Origin of the sequence: Chromohalobacter sp. HP20-39 (genome assembly GCF_033052815.1) — a bacterium.
In the GTDB taxonomy this organism is placed as follows: Bacteria; Pseudomonadota; Gammaproteobacteria; order Pseudomonadales; family Halomonadaceae; genus Chromohalobacter.
The window spans coordinates 217,494-232,404 of sequence record NZ_JAWHTP010000003.1 but is presented as its reverse complement, the minus strand read 5'-3'; the positions used below and the strand labels follow the sequence as shown (position 1 = coordinate 232,404).

Genomic DNA, 14,911 nt, shown 5'->3' with positions numbered 1-14,911 from the left:
GACCCGCCGCGCCAGGACATCGATATAATGGCTCTAGCTCGATATGCCAACGCATTGCATACCGCATGCCCCGTGACGACCAAGGAGAGCATTGTGAACGAGAGCAACATTGACTGGATTCTGGCCATCGCGTGCTTTCTGGCGGGCATCGGTATCGGTGCCCTCGGCTACCATCTACTGAATGCCAACGTGGCTCGCAATCAGAAGGTGCGACAACGCCTGGCAGAAGCGGAACTGGAGCTCAGCCAAGTGAAGGATGCACTGAACGACCATTTCGCCAAGGCCTCCGATCTGGTCACCAGCATTCAGCGCCAGAGCCATGAGCTGGAGCAGCAACTAACGCAAGGTGCAGACCGTCTCGTCGACGATCTGCAGCTCAAGCGCCGCTTAAACCCACGCCAGGCAGACGGGGCTCAGGAGGATGAAACCGACCCACCCCAGATGCCACGCGATTATGCCGAAGGAGCACAGGGCACGCTTGCGGAAAACTATGGCCTGGAGCCACGCAAGCAGCGTGCCACCGAAGAAGAGGCGCCTCCCCGCTACTGATATGCTATCAAGCGTCTTCTCTTCTTGATGCCCGCCTCGCTACAAAGTACCGGCGCCGACCGCTTTCCCGTGGTCGGCGCTTTTTAGTTTCGGGAGCGTTCAGGCAGGATTGTCGATATCTACGAAACGATGCGTAATATCGAAACGCGACGCCAGCCAATCCCCCAGGGCCCGAACGCCATCGCGCTCGGTGGCGTGATGGCCGGCCGCTACATAGCTGACGCCCATCTCGCGCGCCATATGAGTAGTGCGCTCGGAGATTTCTCCCGAGATAAAGGCATCGACACCCGCCTCGGCCGCCAGCGGCAGCATATCCTGCGCCCCACCCGTGCACCATGCGATGCGCTCGATCGGCCGAGCATGCCCCGCGACGACCAGCGGAACACGCCCCAACTGCCGCTCGACATGCCCCGCAAACGCAGCATGATCCATCGGCGATGGCATATTCCCATACCACAAGAGCCCCCGCCCGAGCGCACCGTCGAGACAGCCTAACGGCGTGAGGTCGAGCCGCGTGGCGAGCTGCGCGTTGTTGCCTAACCTCGCATGTGCATCCAGCGGCAAATGATACGCCAACAAGTTGATGTCATGCGTCATCAACGTCGCCAAGCGGCGACGCTTCATACCAGTGATCGCTACTGGCTCGTTTTTCCAGAAATAGCCATGATGAACGAGTACCAGATCGGCGCCCCAGGCCACGGCTTCATCGAGCAGCGCCTGGCTGGCGGTGACGCCACTCATCACGCGCGTCACCGTCTCACACCCTTCCACTTGCAGGCCATTGAGGGTGTAGTCCTTGAAGTCGCCGCATTGCAATTCGGACTCAATCGCGGCAATCAATTCTTGTCGAGCACTCATGCGCGGCTCCAGACAGGATAGGGATGCAATGTTACACTCGGCACCATTGTAACGGCTGCTCCACGGGGCAGCGACTGCCCGCTCGCCGACAAGGAACCGTACATGCGTCGCTCACTGATGTCGCTCGTCTGGCCCATCATCAGTGGCATCCTGCTCGCCATTGTGCTGCTCAACGCCTTCCCCCAGCTGCTGGGCGAGCGCACCGCCGACGATGCCGCCACGCCCATCCCCGACACTAGCGCCGTACGCGCCATCGCCGAGCACACCGATACCACCGAACACGCGCCGGAGGTCATCGAAGCGGCGCCCTTGAATCGGTCCCAAGGACCGACGAGCTACGCCACCGCAGTGGATAAAGCCGCCCCCGCCGTCGTCAATATTTATTCATCTCGCATCATAGAACGTAGCAACCACCCGATGATGTCCGACCCCTTCTTCGAGCAATTCTTCGGCAAGGACATGCCACAACGTCAACGTATGCTATCCAGCCTAGGCTCTGGCGTCATCGTCAGTCCCAAAGGGTACGTACTCACCAATAACCACGTCATTCGCAACGCCGATGAGATACAGGTTGCTCTGCGTGACGGCCGGGAGACCCTTGCCAAAGTCGTCGGCACCGACCCTGAAAGCGACCTCGCAGTCCTCAAGATTCCTACCGACGACTTGCCCGTCATCAAGCTCAGCAACTCCGAAAAAGTGGCGATTGGCGATGTCGCCCTAGCGATAGGCAATCCCTTCGGCATGGGCCAGACCGTCACCATGGGGATCATCAGCGCAACCGGGCGTGACCATCTCGGACTGAATGCCTATGAAGACTTCATCCAAACGGATGCCGCGATCAACCCCGGCAATTCCGGCGGCGCTCTGGTCAATGCCAAGGGCGCTCTAGTCGGCATTAATACCGCCATCTTCTCGCGCTCAGGAGGCTCGCAAGGCATCGGCTTCGCCATCCCCGCCAATCTTGCCCACAAGGTACTCAACCAAATTGTCGCGCACGGGCGTGTCATTCGCGGCTGGCTGGGCATCGATGTACAAGCGATGACACCGACACTAGCCGCCTCATTCGGCCTTAAAGCACTCAAAGGCGTGGCCATCGTAAGCGTCGTACCTGGGGGTCCTGGCGACCAGGCCGACCTGAAACCCGGTGACATCCTCCTCTCTCTCAATGGCAAGACCATCGTCGACGCTCGCGAGGCTATGGCCGATATTGCCGAAATTTCGCCCGGCACCAAGCTTCCCATCACGATCGTGCGCAACGGGAAAAAACAACAAGTCACGCTCACCGTGGGAGAACGTCCTAAGCCTACGCAGACACAGACGCAACCCACATCATCCGATAAAAGCGCATCATCCGAGACAAAATAGCCCCACCGGCGATGTGCCGATGGGGCATGAACGCGAAAGCGCAGGTCAAAGCACTCGCTCAGATCTAATTCAAGCGACTCTCCGCCGAGCGCGCATGCGCCGTCAACGACTCTCCGCGCGCCAGCACCGACGCCGTGCGCCCCAATGTGGCCGCTCCCTGCGCCGAGCAATGAATCAGCGATGAGCGCTTCTGGAAGTCGTAAACACCCAAAGGAGAGGAAAAACGCGCAGTGCCCGAGGTCGGCAAGACATGATTGGGGCCGGCGCAGTAATCGCCCAAAGCTTCCGCCGTATAGCGGCCCATGAAAATGGCGCCAGCGTGACGCACGCCCTCGGCCATCGCCTCGGGATCGCCAACCGATAGCTCGAGGTGCTCCGGGGCGATACGGTTGATGATCGTCAGCGCTTCGTCGCGATCACGACACTCGATCAAGGCCCCGCGTGACGCCAGCGACTCACGGATGATCGCCTCGCGCTCCATGGTAGGTAGCAAGCGTTCGATAGCGTCATAAACCGCATCCAGATGGGTCGCGTCCCAGCCCAAGAGAATCGCTTGAGCATCTTCGTCGTGCTCGGCTTGCGAAAACAGATCCAGGGCCAGCCATTCGGGATCGGTCTCGCCATCGGTCACGACCAGAATCTCGGAAGGTCCGGCGATCATGTCGATGCCAACCTGGCCGAAAACCGCACGCTTGGCCGTAGCCACGTAGATATTACCCGGCCCGACCACCTTGTCTACGCGCGGAATGCTCTGAGTGCCATACGCCAAGGCCGCCACGGCTTGAGCGCCTCCCACGGTAAAGACGCGGTCGATGCCCGCCAGATGCGCCGCCGCCAGCACAAGGTCATTGAGTACGCCGTCCGGCGTGGGCACCACCATGATGATTTCGCGCACACCGGCGACATGCGCGGGAATGGCATTCATCAGCACCGAGGACGGATACGCCGCCTTACCGCCCGGCACATAGATACCGGCACGGTCCAATGGCGTGACTTTCTGACCCAGCACACTGCCATCCGCCTCGGTGTACTGCCAGGATTCGGGCTTCTGGCGCTGGTGATAGAGACGAATGCGCTCGGCAGCGTGCGCCAGTGCTTCACGCTGCGCGTCCGGCAAACTCTCGTAGGCCTCGCGCAGCCGCTCCGCACCCAGCGTCAATTCGCTCATGTCGCGCGCCTGCATGCGATCCAGGCGATTGGTGTACTCGACCAACGCGGCATCGCCTCGCGAGCGCACTGCCTCGATGATTTCTTCGACGCGCTCGGCTACCTGCTTGTCGGAGACGCCTTCCCACGCCAGCAGCGCGTCCAGACGTGTATCGAACTCGGCTTGCGTGGTGCTCAGACGCGCCACATTCACGGCATTGTCAGTCATTTTGCCCTCTCGTATTCTTACGCTGGCGTCTCGCCACGCCGCGCCGCAACCGCATGCCCCAGACGCTCGATCAACGGCTTGAGACGATCATGCTTCATAGTCATCGAGGCCTTGTTGACCACCAGACGCGAACTAACCTCGTCGATCAACTCTCGTGGCTCCATGCCATTGGCGCGCAACGTGTTGCCAGTATCGACGATATCAACGATCTCGTCGGCCAGGTTCATCAAGGGAGCCAGCTCCATGGCCCCGTAAAGCTTGATCACCTCGGCCTGAATTCCCTGGCGGGCATAATAATGACGCGCCACATTGACGAACTTGGTAGCCACCCGCCGCCGCGCATGCCTGGGTTGCGCCCCGACAACACCAGCGGTCATCAATTTGCAACGCGATATCTCCAGATCCAGAGGCTCATACAATCCCTCGGCCCCGTGCTCGAGCAAGGTATCCTTGCCCGCCACCCCGACATCGGCAGCACCAAGCTGCACGTACGTGGGCACATCGACCGCACGGATCACTACCAGTTTGACATCGGGCAGGTTAGTATCGAACAGCAACTTGCGGCTCTTGCCGAAGTCGTCTGCCGGCTCGATGCCCGCATCGGCCAACAGCGGAAGCGTTTCTTCCAGTATGCGCCCTTTGGACAGGGCCAGAATCAATTGCTTTGACATGATGTTGGCACGTCTATTGAACTTGGCGTTCCGCGATGGCGGAACGCGAGAATGAAGCCACCGCTCAACCGGGCACGCGACGAATCTTGGCACCAAGCAGTTGCAGCTTCTCCTCGATGCACTCGTAACCACGATCGATATGGTAGATACGATCCACCTGCGTTTCGCCATCCGCCATCATCGCCGCAACGACCAAGCTCGCCGACGCTCGCAAGTCAGTGGCCATCACCGGCGCGCCGGAGAGGCGCTCGACGCCGGTAATCACCGCCGTGTTACCTTCCAGTGCGATCTGCGCACCCATGCGATTGAGCTCCTGCACGTGCATGAAGCGATTCTCGAAGATCGTCTCGACCACTGTCCCCGAGCCTTCGGCGACGCAATTGAGTGCGACGAACTGGGCTTGCATGTCGGTGGGAAACGCCGGATAAGGGGCAGTGCGCACATTAACGGCCTGCGGACGCCGCCCACGCATGTCGACTTCCAGCCAATCGTCGCCGACCTCTACGCGAGCGCCGGCCTCCTCGAGCTTGGCGAGCACGGCTTCCAACGTATCGGCGCGGGTATGGCGCACCCTGACGCGGCCACTGGTCGCTGCGGCCGCCACCAGGAAGGTGCCCGTTTCGATGCGATCCGGCATGACATCGTAATGACATCCGTGCAGGCGCGGCACGCCTTCGATCACGATCGTGTCCGAGCCGTGGCCGCGGATCTTGGCGCCCATGGCGATCAGGCACTCAGCGAGATCCACCACTTCTGGTTCGCGGGCCGCATTCTCGAGCACTGTGGTGCCCTCAGCCAGCGTCGCGGCCATCAGTAGGTTTTCGGTTCCCGTCACGGTTACGGTATCGAAGAAGATCGTGGCGCCCTTCAGGCGTCCCGAACACCGCGCCTGCACGTAGCCGCCATCAACATGAATCTCGGCGCCCATGGCCTCGAGACCGCGCAGGTGCAGGTCGACCGGACGCGAACCGATCGCGCACCCCCCCGGCAAGGACACATCGGCCGTACCGAAGTGCGCCAGCAAAGGGCCGAGCACGAGGATCGAAGCACGCATCTTCTTCACCAGCTCGTAGGGCGCATGGCAATGCGTCACCTGGGAGCCATCGAGCTGGATACTCATCTTGTCGCCCATCACCGGCTCGACGCCCATGCGTCCGAGCAGCTCGAGCGTGGTGGTAATATCCTGCAGATGCGGCAGGTTGCCAATAGTCACCGGCTCGTCCGCCAACAGGGTCGCCGCCAGAATCGGCAAGGCGGAATTCTTCGCCCCACTCACCCAGACTTCGCCGTCGAGCGGCCCATTACCGGTAATGATCAATTTGTCCATGGAATTCCGTGCTTAGACGCCCACGTTTTCAGGGGCTGTCTCCCACTGAGACGGGGTATAGGTCTTGATGCTGATGGCGTGCAAGGCACCACTGGCGATCTCGTCGGACAACGCCGAATAGATCATCTGCTGACGCTTGACGGGCGACAGGCCCTCAAAAACGTCGCCGACGGCGACCACCTGAAAATTGCAGCCTTCACCTTGAATATGAAACTGGCAATCGTCGATACGTGATTCGAGTAGGGCCTTGACGTCGCTGGGTTGCATAAGGCGTTGGCTCCTGTTCTACGGCACGGCACGCGTAAGATGCGCGGGTGCGTTAGATAAGTCGGGATTTCGAACAGGCATGATAAAGAAAACGGACGCCGTTGGCGACGCCGCTTTGTGCACTGAAATTGAATAGGCACGTCCACGCCTGTCATGACGTTTCGGAAAACCCCCGTGCCTCGTCACTGGGAAGTAGAGGATCCAACCCCGCCATGGCCGTCAACCGCGCCAAGGGATGCGACAAGGCCACATGCACGATGTGCACGTCATGCGCCTGCGCGCAACGCAGCCACTCGAGGAGGACGCTGAGCACGGCACTGCTGGCACAGCTCACGCCAGTCAGATCGAACTCGACCTCGGCATCGCGCGACAAGCCTTGCAACCACTCTCGGCCTTTAGCCGCCAGCGAGGCAGCGCTATCGAAGTCCGCCTCGCCGTCGACTTTCAGAATACGCTCATCGCGCACTTCGAGCCGGGCATCATCACCCTCGAGCAAGACATTCATTGGTTATCATCGCCGCCTTTTTCGAGCTCCTCGGTGGCCACGTTCGGCGTCCAGCCCTCGATGACCGCATCAATGTCACGATTATTGTCACGCATGGCCTGGTCGAACTGATTGCGGAACGTCAGCCCCAAATTGATGCCATTCACGATGACATTGATCACGCTCCACTCTCCCTCGCGTTTGTGCAACGTGTATTCCACCGGATACACCTCGCCATTAGTGGATACCACCTCCATCTCTACACTCGCCTGATTCTCATAACGTCGCTCATCGCTGCCTTCAAGAACACGGATGTCTCGATAGTCGAACGTCACAAGCCCTTGGGCATACGTATCTATGAGGGTTTCACGGAACACATCCACGAAGCGCGAGCGCTGCTCGGGCGTTGCAATACGGAAGTAACGCCCCATCACGCTAGCGGCGATATAGTGAAAATCGGCGACATCGTCGAGGCTCTCGTCGACCAGCGACTCGAGCTCTTCTTCGTGCTTGGCGTAATAATCCTTACGTCCTTCCAGCTTTTTCATTAACGCAGCAACGTTATCTTCGATCAGCTGCTGCGGATCTTGCTGGGCCTGCGCCGTCAGCGTAACGCACCACAAGCATGCCAATAGCAATGTACAAAGATGCTTGAAACGCAGGGCCACGAATTGCCTTGATGCCATCATTTGAAATCTCCTTGGCTCAATTGCCTGACATGTTCGACACGAACTGTTGAATCAATTCTTCCAGCACGAGCGCCTGCTGTGTATCGCGAATAGTGTCGCCATCCTCGAGCATTTCGGGGGCGCCCCCTACGCTCAGGCCGACATACTGCTCCCCGAGCAAGCCGGAGGTCAGAATCGCTGCCGTGCTATCGCGCGGGATCTTGCCCTCGAGACTCTCATCGACCTCCATGGTGACCTGGGCATCGAGCCATTTGGTGTCGAGCGTGATATCACTGACCCGCCCGACGGTCACGCCCGCCATGGCCACCCTAGAGCCCGACTTGAGCCCACCTATGTTGGAAAAATTGGCCTGCAGGGTGAACGTATCTTGCGGCATGCCAAAGCTGAGGCCGCTGACTCGCAAGCCGAGAAAGACCATGCCCAGAATGCCGGCCAGGACGAACAGTCCCACGCCGAACTCCATCATCTTGCTGCGCTTCATCCAAGTTCTCCAAACATCAGCGCGGTCAGCACGAAATCGAGTCCGAGCACCGCCAGGGAGGAATAGACCACCGTACGGGTCGTGGCCCGCGAGATACCTTCCGACGTGGGGATCAAATCATAGCCCTGAAACACCGCGATCCAGGTGACCACGAGGCCAAACACCACACTCTTGAGCATGCCGTTGAGAATATCGTCGACGAACGCGACGTTACTCTGCATGTTGCTCCAATAGGAGCCGTCAAACACGCCTAACCACTGGACGCCGACCAGATAACCGCCCCAGATGCCCACTACACTGAAGCCCACGGTCAACAGCGGCATCGAGACAAATCCCGCCCATAGGCGCGGTGCCACGATACGCCGTAGCGGATCAACCCCGATCATTTCCATGCTGGTCAATTGCTCGGTCGCTTTCATAAGCCCGATCTCGGCCGTCAGCGCCGAACCGGCACGCCCCGCAAACAACAAAGCCGTTACCACCGGCCCCAGCTCACGCAACAGCGACAGTGCCACCATTTGTCCGAGCGCATCCTCCGCACCGAAGCCGACCAGAATCGTGAACCCCTGCAAGCCCAGCACCATGCCGATGAAAAGCCCCGACACCAGCACGATCGCCAGCGACATGACGCCGATGAAATGCATTTGTCGCAGCCACAGGTGCCATCCCTCGCGCGATGGAACGGCCAGCACCGACTGCGCCAAAAACACCGCCGCCCGGCCCAACGCACTCAACGCCTCGAGCGTTCCCCGGCCGAGCGACATAATAGACCGGATCATGGACCCTCTCCTCTGGTGGCCAGAATATCGCGATAAAAATCGGGCGCCGGATAATGAAACGGCACCGGGCCATCGGGCTCGCCATGCACGAATTGCTTGACGCGCGCGTCGCGATTGACGTCCAGCGTCTGCGGCGTGCCATGCGCCATGACCTGGCCGTCGGCGATGATATACACGTAATCCGCGATGGATAGCGTCTCTTTGATATCATGCGACACGATGACTGCCGTCAGCCCCAAGGCTTGATTGACCGTCTTGATCAGCTCTACCAGCACGCCCTTAGAAATCGGGTCCTGGCCCACGAACGGCTCGTCGTAAAGCACCAATTCGGGATCGAGCGCCACGGCGCGCGCCAGCGCCACCCGCCTGGCCATACCACCGGAAAGCTCCGCCGGCGACAGATTGCGCGCCCCGCGCAAGCCCACCGCCTGCAGCTTCATCAGCACGATATCCCGCACCATGGTTTCCGGCAGGTCGGTATGCACGCGCAGCGGAAACGCCACATTCTCGAAAACGTTCAAATCCGAAAAAAGCGCGCCACTTTGGAACAACATACCCATGCGCCGCCGCATGCGAAACAACGCACGGCGGGACAGGCGATGCACATCCTCACCGGCGATGCACACACGCCCGGCATCCGGCACCAACTGACCACCGATCAACTTGAGCAGCGTGGTCTTGCCCGTACCACTGGGGCCCATGACCGCAGTAATCTTGCCTTTGGGAATACTCAGGTCGACGCCACGAAAGATGTCATTCTCACCCCGCGAGAAATGCAACCCCTCGACATCGACCAGGGTCGTGTCAGTCACGTAAGGCTCATCCACGTCTCGATAATTATCGAACATCGTATCCTAACTCTGGCGATCACCGCCAGCCTCGCCTTGCAACACTCTCGCCGAGTGCGTTTAATGAGCGCCCCAATTCGCTCGCTGCTCTCCCGAGACCGGCGAAGCTTGAGCCCAAGGCCGCGAAGGGCAACAATCACCATCATGAACACTGTTACCGAGCAAGATTATCGAGCCAGCGCGCGACGCACGCTGACACTCGAATCACAAGCCATCGCGGCATTGATCGACCGCCTCGACGAGGGCTTCGACCATGCCTGCCGGCTATTTCTGAACTGCGAAGGGCGCGTCGTCGTCACCGGCATGGGCAAATCCGGGCATGTCGCCCGCAAGATCGCCGCAACCCTGGCCAGCACCGGTACACCGTCCTTTTTCGTCCATCCCGGCGAGGCCAGCCACGGCGACATGGGCATGATCACACCCCGTGACGTCGTCCTGGCCCTCTCCAACTCGGGCGAAACCGCCGAAGTCACGGCACTGCTACCACTTCTCAAGCGCATGGGAACTCCTCTAGTCAGCATGACCGGGCGCCCTGGCTCGAGCCTGGCACGCCACGCCGAAGCGCACCTGGACACCGCCGTGGCCCGCGAGGCCTGCCCGCTTGACCTCGCGCCGACTACCTCGACGACCGCCGCGCTAGCCATGGGCGATGCCTTGGCAGTGGCGTTGCTCGAAGCACGCGGTTTCACCGCAGAAGATTTTGCCCTGTCGCATCCCGGCGGTAGCCTAGGGCGACGCCTGCTGCTCAGGGTCGAAGACCTCATGCATCACGGCGAGCGCCTGCCCCGCGTCGCGCTGGGCAGTCCACTACGCGACGCCTTGCTGGAAATCACCCGCCAGGGCCTAGGCTTCACCTGCGTAATCGATGAGGCCGGTCATCTGGCCGGCATCTACACCGATGGTGACCTGCGGCGCACTCTCGACCGCCATGATGACCTGCGCAGCTTGTGTGTCGATGACGTCATGACCCATGGCGGTAAAACCATCCGGCCGGAGCTGCTCGCCGCCGAGGCCGTCAAGATCATGGAAGATAACCGCATCACGGCACTCGCCGTGGTCGACGACGAAGGCCGCCCGGTCGGGGCGCTGCATATGCACGACCTACTGGCCAGCGGCGTCATTTGAGGAGCCCCTATGACGCATTCCGCCGACTGGCGTGCCAAGGCACGAGGCATCCGCTTACTGGCGCTGGACGTGGATGGTGTACTCACCGATGGCACGCTGCACTTTCAAAGCGATGGTCAGGAAACCAAGTGTTTCAACATTCTCGACGGCCTCGGCATCAAGCTGCTGCAGCAAAGCGGCGTCGTCGTCGCGTTGATCACCGGGCGCGAATCGTCCATGGTCAGCCGACGGGCCGAGGCACTGGATATCGCCTATGTCCAGCAAGGGCGGGAGGATAAACTGGTGGCGCTTCAAGCCCTATGTGAACAGCTCGCTCTACCGATGAAGTCAGTCGCCTACTGCGGCGACGACTTGCCGGACCTGACCGCTATTCGCGCCGCAGGGCTCGGCCTGAGCGTGAGCAATGCACCGGACTATGTGCGCGAGCACGCCGACTGGATTCCGTCGCGCCCGGGTGGTCAAGGCGCGGTACGCGAAATCTGTGATGCCTTGCTGAGCTGCCAGGGACACTGGGACGCCAGCCTGGCACCGTACCTTGACGATCTAGAGTGAACAGGACCATGCCGACTTTCTTGTCTTCTCGTAAATGGACGCGCATCGCACTGTTGCTGATCCTCGTCATACTCGGCATCGGTTTGGCTATCGTCGAACAACGTAACACTTCTTCGCCCGGCCCCGTCCCCAGCGACTCCGCCGGTGAGCCGGATTATTACCTCGAGGGCGTCACCATGACGCGCTTCAACGAGCAAGGTATTGCCCACCAGACGCTTAAATCGCCGCGTCTCGTGCACACTCCCGCCGACGATGTCATTCGCGCCACTTCACCGAAAGCTACAATACGTGACGCGGCAGGCCGTCAATGGAATATTTCGGGCGATAAGGGGCGCCTCGGGCCGCAACGCGACCTGCTCACCCTGACCGGCCATGCCCAGCTCGTACAACCCGAGCAGGGCTGGCGTCTCAACACCGACGTGCTGCATTACAAGTCCAGCACTGGCCACGCCTGGAGTGACACCGAGGCCGTGTTGCGGCAGCATGAGCAACGCGTGCGCGGCAATCGCTTCGATGCCTGGATCGACACTGATCAAGCGCGTCTGAGCGGTGATGTGCGAGGTCACCACCCACAGCTTGCCGAGGACGAATCATGATGACACGACCATTGAAGACGGCACTGGTCTGCGCCGCACTGGGACTCGCCAGTCACACGGCGCTCGCACTGGAAAGCGATGCCAGCCAGCCCATCGAGATCGCCGCTGACCAACTGGATCTCGACGACAAGGCTGGCACTGCTGTCTACACCGGCGATGTCGATATGCAACAAGGCAGCATGCAATTGACGGCCGCACGCGTAGAAATTCAACGCAACGCGCAGGGCGAGGTTTCCACGGTCACCGCCCATGGTAGCGATGGCGAACGCGCCTATCTCGAACAAAAACCCGCTCCCGACGAACCCGTGGCCAAAGGCTGGGGCGATACTGTGATTTATCATGCCGCTGAGCGGCGTGTGGAGCTCATTGATCATGCCGAACTTCACCAGGCCGGGGATACCTTCAATGGCGCCTATGTCGAATATTTTCTCGACCGCCAAGAGGTACACGCCCGCTCCGACAATGACGGCAAGGGCGATCAACGCGTACGCATGACGCTGACGCCCCGCGACAGCGAGTGATATATCCGTGACTCCTTCATCCAAGCCAGGCAGGATCCGACACCCATGAAGACCCTGAGCGCCGCCAACCTCGCCAAGAGCTACAAGGGCCGCCGCGTGGTGCATGACATCAGCCTGACCATACGCCAGGGCAGCATCGTCGGTCTGCTCGGCCCCAATGGCGCCGGCAAGACCACCTCGTTCTACATGATTGTCGGACTGGTCGGTGCCGACGCCGGCAGCGTGCATATCGACGAGCGCAACCTGTCCCACGCCGCCATGCACGAACGCGCCCGCGCCGGCATCGGCTATCTTCCCCAAGAGGCATCGATCTTTCGCAAGCTCTCGGTCGCCGACAACATCATGGCGATTCTCGAAACACGCCGCGATCTCGACAAGGCCGCGCGCAAAGCGCAACTCGAACGCCTCCTCGAGGAGTTCCATGTCACCCACATCCGTGACAACCCCGGCATGAGCCTGTCCGGAGGGGAGCGCCGTCGCGTCGAGATCGCCCGCGCCCTGGCCACCGAACCCGCTTTCATCTTGCTCGACGAACCCTTTGCCGGGGTTGATCCGATTTCCGTCGGCGAGATAAAGAGCATCATTCGCCAACTCCGCGATCGTGATATCGGCGTCTTGATCACCGACCACAACGTCCGCGAAACCCTGGATATCTGTGATAACGCCTATATCGTCGGCGACGGACAGATCATCGCCGAGGGGCATGCCGACGCCATCCTCGCCAACCAGAAAGTACGCGACGTCTATCTCGGCCATGAGTTCCGACTGTAAGCGCAAGCTACTGGAACCGCCCTGCGCTTATATAAATGGCACGATTGTTGCTTCCGTTCTTGCAAGTGACGTCGTCGCGGGATAACGTACGGGCACCGTTTCAGGAAGCGACGACCGATTCTCCATGTCCATGAAACCTACGCTGCAGCTTCGCGTCGGCACCCAGCTGACGATGACGCCTCAATTACAGCAAGCCATCCAGCTCTTGCAACTCTCGACGCTGGACTTGCGCCAGGAGATTCAGCAAGCGCTCGACTCCAACCCCATGCTGGAACTCGAAGAGAACTTCGACGAACGCGAGGTCAGCGAATCCCAGCAGGAGGATGACTGGACGGACGACATCCCTGAGAGCCTGTCGCTGGATAGCGAATGGAGCGACACCTATCAAGATGCCGGCTCCTCGCTGACGGGCGGAGGCGGTAGTAGCGAGGAAGGACCCGACATAGAGCGCAATACCGCGCATACCAGCCTGCATGACCACCTGGCTTGGCAACTCGCCATGGCCGACATGACACCGCAAGACCGCGATATCGCCGAGAGCCTGATCGATGCCGTGGGTGCCGACGGCTATCTCACCCTCTCTCTCGACGAACTGGTCGAGGGCCTTCGCGGCCAAGGCCTTTCCGGGCTCAAGACCAGCGATGTCGAACACGTCATGATGCGCGTGCAGCAGTTCGATCCCACCGGTGTCGGTGCCCGCGATCTGCGCGAGTGCCTATTGTTGCAGCTCGGTGCTCTACCCGAGGACATGCCGCTGCTGACCCAGGCCAAACGCCTGGTACGCCAGTTCCTCGAGGCACTGGCCGGCAACGATCGCAAGTTGCTCAAGCGGCGCCTGCGCCTCGACGAGGAGGAACTCGATCATGTCATCGCGCTGGTTCGCACGCTCGATCCACGGCCCGGCCTCGCCTTCGAGGACAGCAGCAACGACTATGTCATCCCCGACCTGATCGCACGCCGCGTTCGACAGGACTGGCGCATCGAGCTCAATCCCGAGGCGCTCCCCCGGGTACGCATCCAGCCGGATTACGCCGCGCTCATCAAGCGCGCCGACAAGAGCGATGACAATACCTTTCTCAAGCAACATCTGCAGGAAGCCAAATGGTTGCTCAAGAGCCTCTCGAGCCGTAACGACACCTTGCTGCGCGTGGGACGGGAGATCATGGCGCGCCAGCTCGATTTCCTGGAACACGGCGAGGAAGCAATGAAACCACTGATCCTGGCCGATATCGCCAGCGCAGTGGATATGCATGAATCGACCATCTCCCGCGTGACCACGCAGAAATTCATTCATACCCCACGTGGCGTCCTGGAGCTTAAATACTTCTTTTCCAGCCACGTCGGTGGTCAAGGCGAAACCGATGCTCATTCCAGCACGGCAATCCGCGCGCGGCTGAAAAAATTGATCGGTGACGAGCCGCCACGCAAGCCTCTATCCGACAGCAAGCTCGTCGACCTGCTGGCCCAGGACGGGATTCAGGTCGCACGACGCACCGTCGCCAAGTACCGTGAAGCGATGGGCATTCCTTCTTCCAGTGAGCGCAAACGACTCGCCTGATGGAGGGCGAGTTGCACGCACTTACCACGCTGCGTAGACTCGCCGCGACCTTTGTCAGCCAACGCCTGCTCAGGGCTATGCAGCGCTCTAAAAAG

Annotated in this window: 18 protein-coding genes; 8 read left to right on the top strand and 10 right to left on the bottom strand. The window is 60.5% G+C overall.

Going from position 1 to position 14,911, the window contains the following annotated elements; all coding sequences use genetic code 11:
- Positions 1-93 precede the first annotated feature (93 nt).
- A complete protein-coding gene (locus tag RVY79_RS07690; protein WP_317463515.1) occupies positions 94-549 on the top strand; it encodes a YhcB family protein in 456 nt (151 codons plus the stop codon).
- 99 nt (positions 550-648) lie between these two features.
- Here RVY79_RS07690 and RVY79_RS07685 read toward each other — a convergent pair whose 3' ends face one another.
- A complete protein-coding gene (locus RVY79_RS07685; RefSeq protein ID WP_317463514.1) occupies positions 649-1,407 on the bottom strand; it encodes a Nif3-like dinuclear metal center hexameric protein in 759 nt (252 codons plus the stop codon).
- Positions 1,408-1,509: 102 nt separating this feature from the next.
- On the opposite strand from RVY79_RS07685, the gene RVY79_RS07680 reads away from it, so the two are divergent.
- Positions 1,510-2,772: a Do family serine endopeptidase gene (locus RVY79_RS07680; protein WP_317463513.1), complete on the top strand. Its 1,263-nt coding sequence runs from the start codon at positions 1,510-1,512 to the stop codon at positions 2,770-2,772.
- A gap of 64 nt (positions 2,773-2,836) precedes the next feature.
- Here the strand turns inward: RVY79_RS07680 and hisD are convergent, their stop codons facing one another.
- The 9 genes from hisD to RVY79_RS07635 form a co-directional block, all read right to left on the bottom strand.
- Positions 2,837-4,147, bottom strand: coding sequence for a histidinol dehydrogenase (gene hisD / locus RVY79_RS07675; RefSeq protein WP_317463512.1), 1,311 nt, complete (start codon positions 4,145-4,147; stop codon positions 2,837-2,839).
- Between the two features lie 17 nt (positions 4,148-4,164).
- Positions 4,165-4,818, bottom strand: a complete 654-nt coding sequence (gene hisG / locus RVY79_RS07670; RefSeq protein WP_317463511.1) for an ATP phosphoribosyltransferase — start codon at positions 4,816-4,818, stop codon at positions 4,165-4,167.
- Between the two features lie 64 nt (positions 4,819-4,882).
- Positions 4,883-6,145, bottom strand: coding sequence for a UDP-N-acetylglucosamine 1-carboxyvinyltransferase (gene murA / locus RVY79_RS07665; protein WP_317463510.1), 1,263 nt, complete (start codon positions 6,143-6,145; stop codon positions 4,883-4,885).
- Positions 6,146-6,157: 12 nt separating this feature from the next.
- The gene (locus tag RVY79_RS07660; protein ID WP_317463509.1) at positions 6,158-6,412 is read right to left on the bottom strand and encodes a BolA family protein; all 255 of its coding nucleotides are present in this window, start codon (positions 6,410-6,412) and stop codon (positions 6,158-6,160) included.
- Between the two features lie 151 nt (positions 6,413-6,563).
- The gene (locus RVY79_RS07655) at positions 6,564-6,917 is read right to left on the bottom strand and encodes an STAS domain-containing protein (RefSeq protein WP_317463508.1); all 354 of its coding nucleotides are present in this window, start codon (positions 6,915-6,917) and stop codon (positions 6,564-6,566) included.
- Entirely contained in the window at positions 6,914-7,582 is a 669-nt protein-coding gene (locus RVY79_RS07650; protein WP_411161719.1) for a phospholipid-binding protein MlaC, read from the bottom strand. Before RVY79_RS07650 ends, RVY79_RS07655 begins: the two co-directional genes overlap by 4 nt.
- A gap of 19 nt (positions 7,583-7,601) precedes the next feature.
- On the bottom strand, positions 7,602-8,066 hold the full coding sequence (gene mlaD, locus RVY79_RS07645) for an outer membrane lipid asymmetry maintenance protein MlaD (RefSeq protein WP_317463505.1): 465 nt from the start codon (positions 8,064-8,066) through the stop codon (positions 7,602-7,604).
- Positions 8,063-8,845: a lipid asymmetry maintenance ABC transporter permease subunit MlaE gene (gene mlaE, locus RVY79_RS07640; RefSeq protein ID WP_317463504.1), complete on the bottom strand. Its 783-nt coding sequence runs from the start codon at positions 8,843-8,845 to the stop codon at positions 8,063-8,065. The genes mlaD and mlaE overlap by 4 nt, the downstream gene beginning before the upstream one ends.
- The gene (locus RVY79_RS07635) at positions 8,842-9,693 is read right to left on the bottom strand and encodes an ATP-binding cassette domain-containing protein (RefSeq protein ID WP_411161709.1); all 852 of its coding nucleotides are present in this window, start codon (positions 9,691-9,693) and stop codon (positions 8,842-8,844) included. Before RVY79_RS07635 ends, mlaE begins: the two co-directional genes overlap by 4 nt.
- A 144-nt stretch (positions 9,694-9,837) precedes the next feature.
- Here RVY79_RS07635 and RVY79_RS07630 point away from each other — a divergent pair, with 144 nt between their 5' ends.
- The 6 genes from RVY79_RS07630 (at position 9,838) to RVY79_RS07605 (ending at position 14,816) form a co-directional block, all read left to right on the top strand.
- On the top strand, positions 9,838-10,818 hold the full coding sequence (locus RVY79_RS07630; protein ID WP_317463502.1) for a KpsF/GutQ family sugar-phosphate isomerase: 981 nt from the start codon (positions 9,838-9,840) through the stop codon (positions 10,816-10,818).
- Positions 10,819-10,827: 9 nt separating this feature from the next.
- Complete coding sequence (locus RVY79_RS07625; protein ID WP_317463501.1) at positions 10,828-11,370, top strand: KdsC family phosphatase; 543 nt, start codon at positions 10,828-10,830, stop codon at positions 11,368-11,370.
- Positions 11,371-11,378: 8 nt separating this feature from the next.
- The gene (lptC, locus tag RVY79_RS07620; protein WP_317463500.1) at positions 11,379-11,966 is read left to right on the top strand and encodes an LPS export ABC transporter periplasmic protein LptC; all 588 of its coding nucleotides are present in this window, start codon (positions 11,379-11,381) and stop codon (positions 11,964-11,966) included.
- Positions 11,963-12,487 (top strand): lipopolysaccharide transport periplasmic protein LptA, encoded by a 525-nt coding sequence (lptA, locus tag RVY79_RS07615; RefSeq protein ID WP_317463499.1) that lies wholly within the window; start codon positions 11,963-11,965, stop codon positions 12,485-12,487. Before lptC ends, lptA begins: the two co-directional genes overlap by 4 nt.
- A 45-nt stretch (positions 12,488-12,532) precedes the next feature.
- The gene (gene lptB, locus RVY79_RS07610; protein ID WP_317463498.1) at positions 12,533-13,258 is read left to right on the top strand and encodes an LPS export ABC transporter ATP-binding protein; all 726 of its coding nucleotides are present in this window, start codon (positions 12,533-12,535) and stop codon (positions 13,256-13,258) included.
- Positions 13,259-13,382: 124 nt separating this feature from the next.
- The gene (locus RVY79_RS07605) at positions 13,383-14,816 is read left to right on the top strand and encodes an RNA polymerase factor sigma-54 (RefSeq protein WP_317463497.1); all 1,434 of its coding nucleotides are present in this window, start codon (positions 13,383-13,385) and stop codon (positions 14,814-14,816) included.
- The last annotated feature ends 95 nt before the right edge of the window (positions 14,817-14,911 follow it).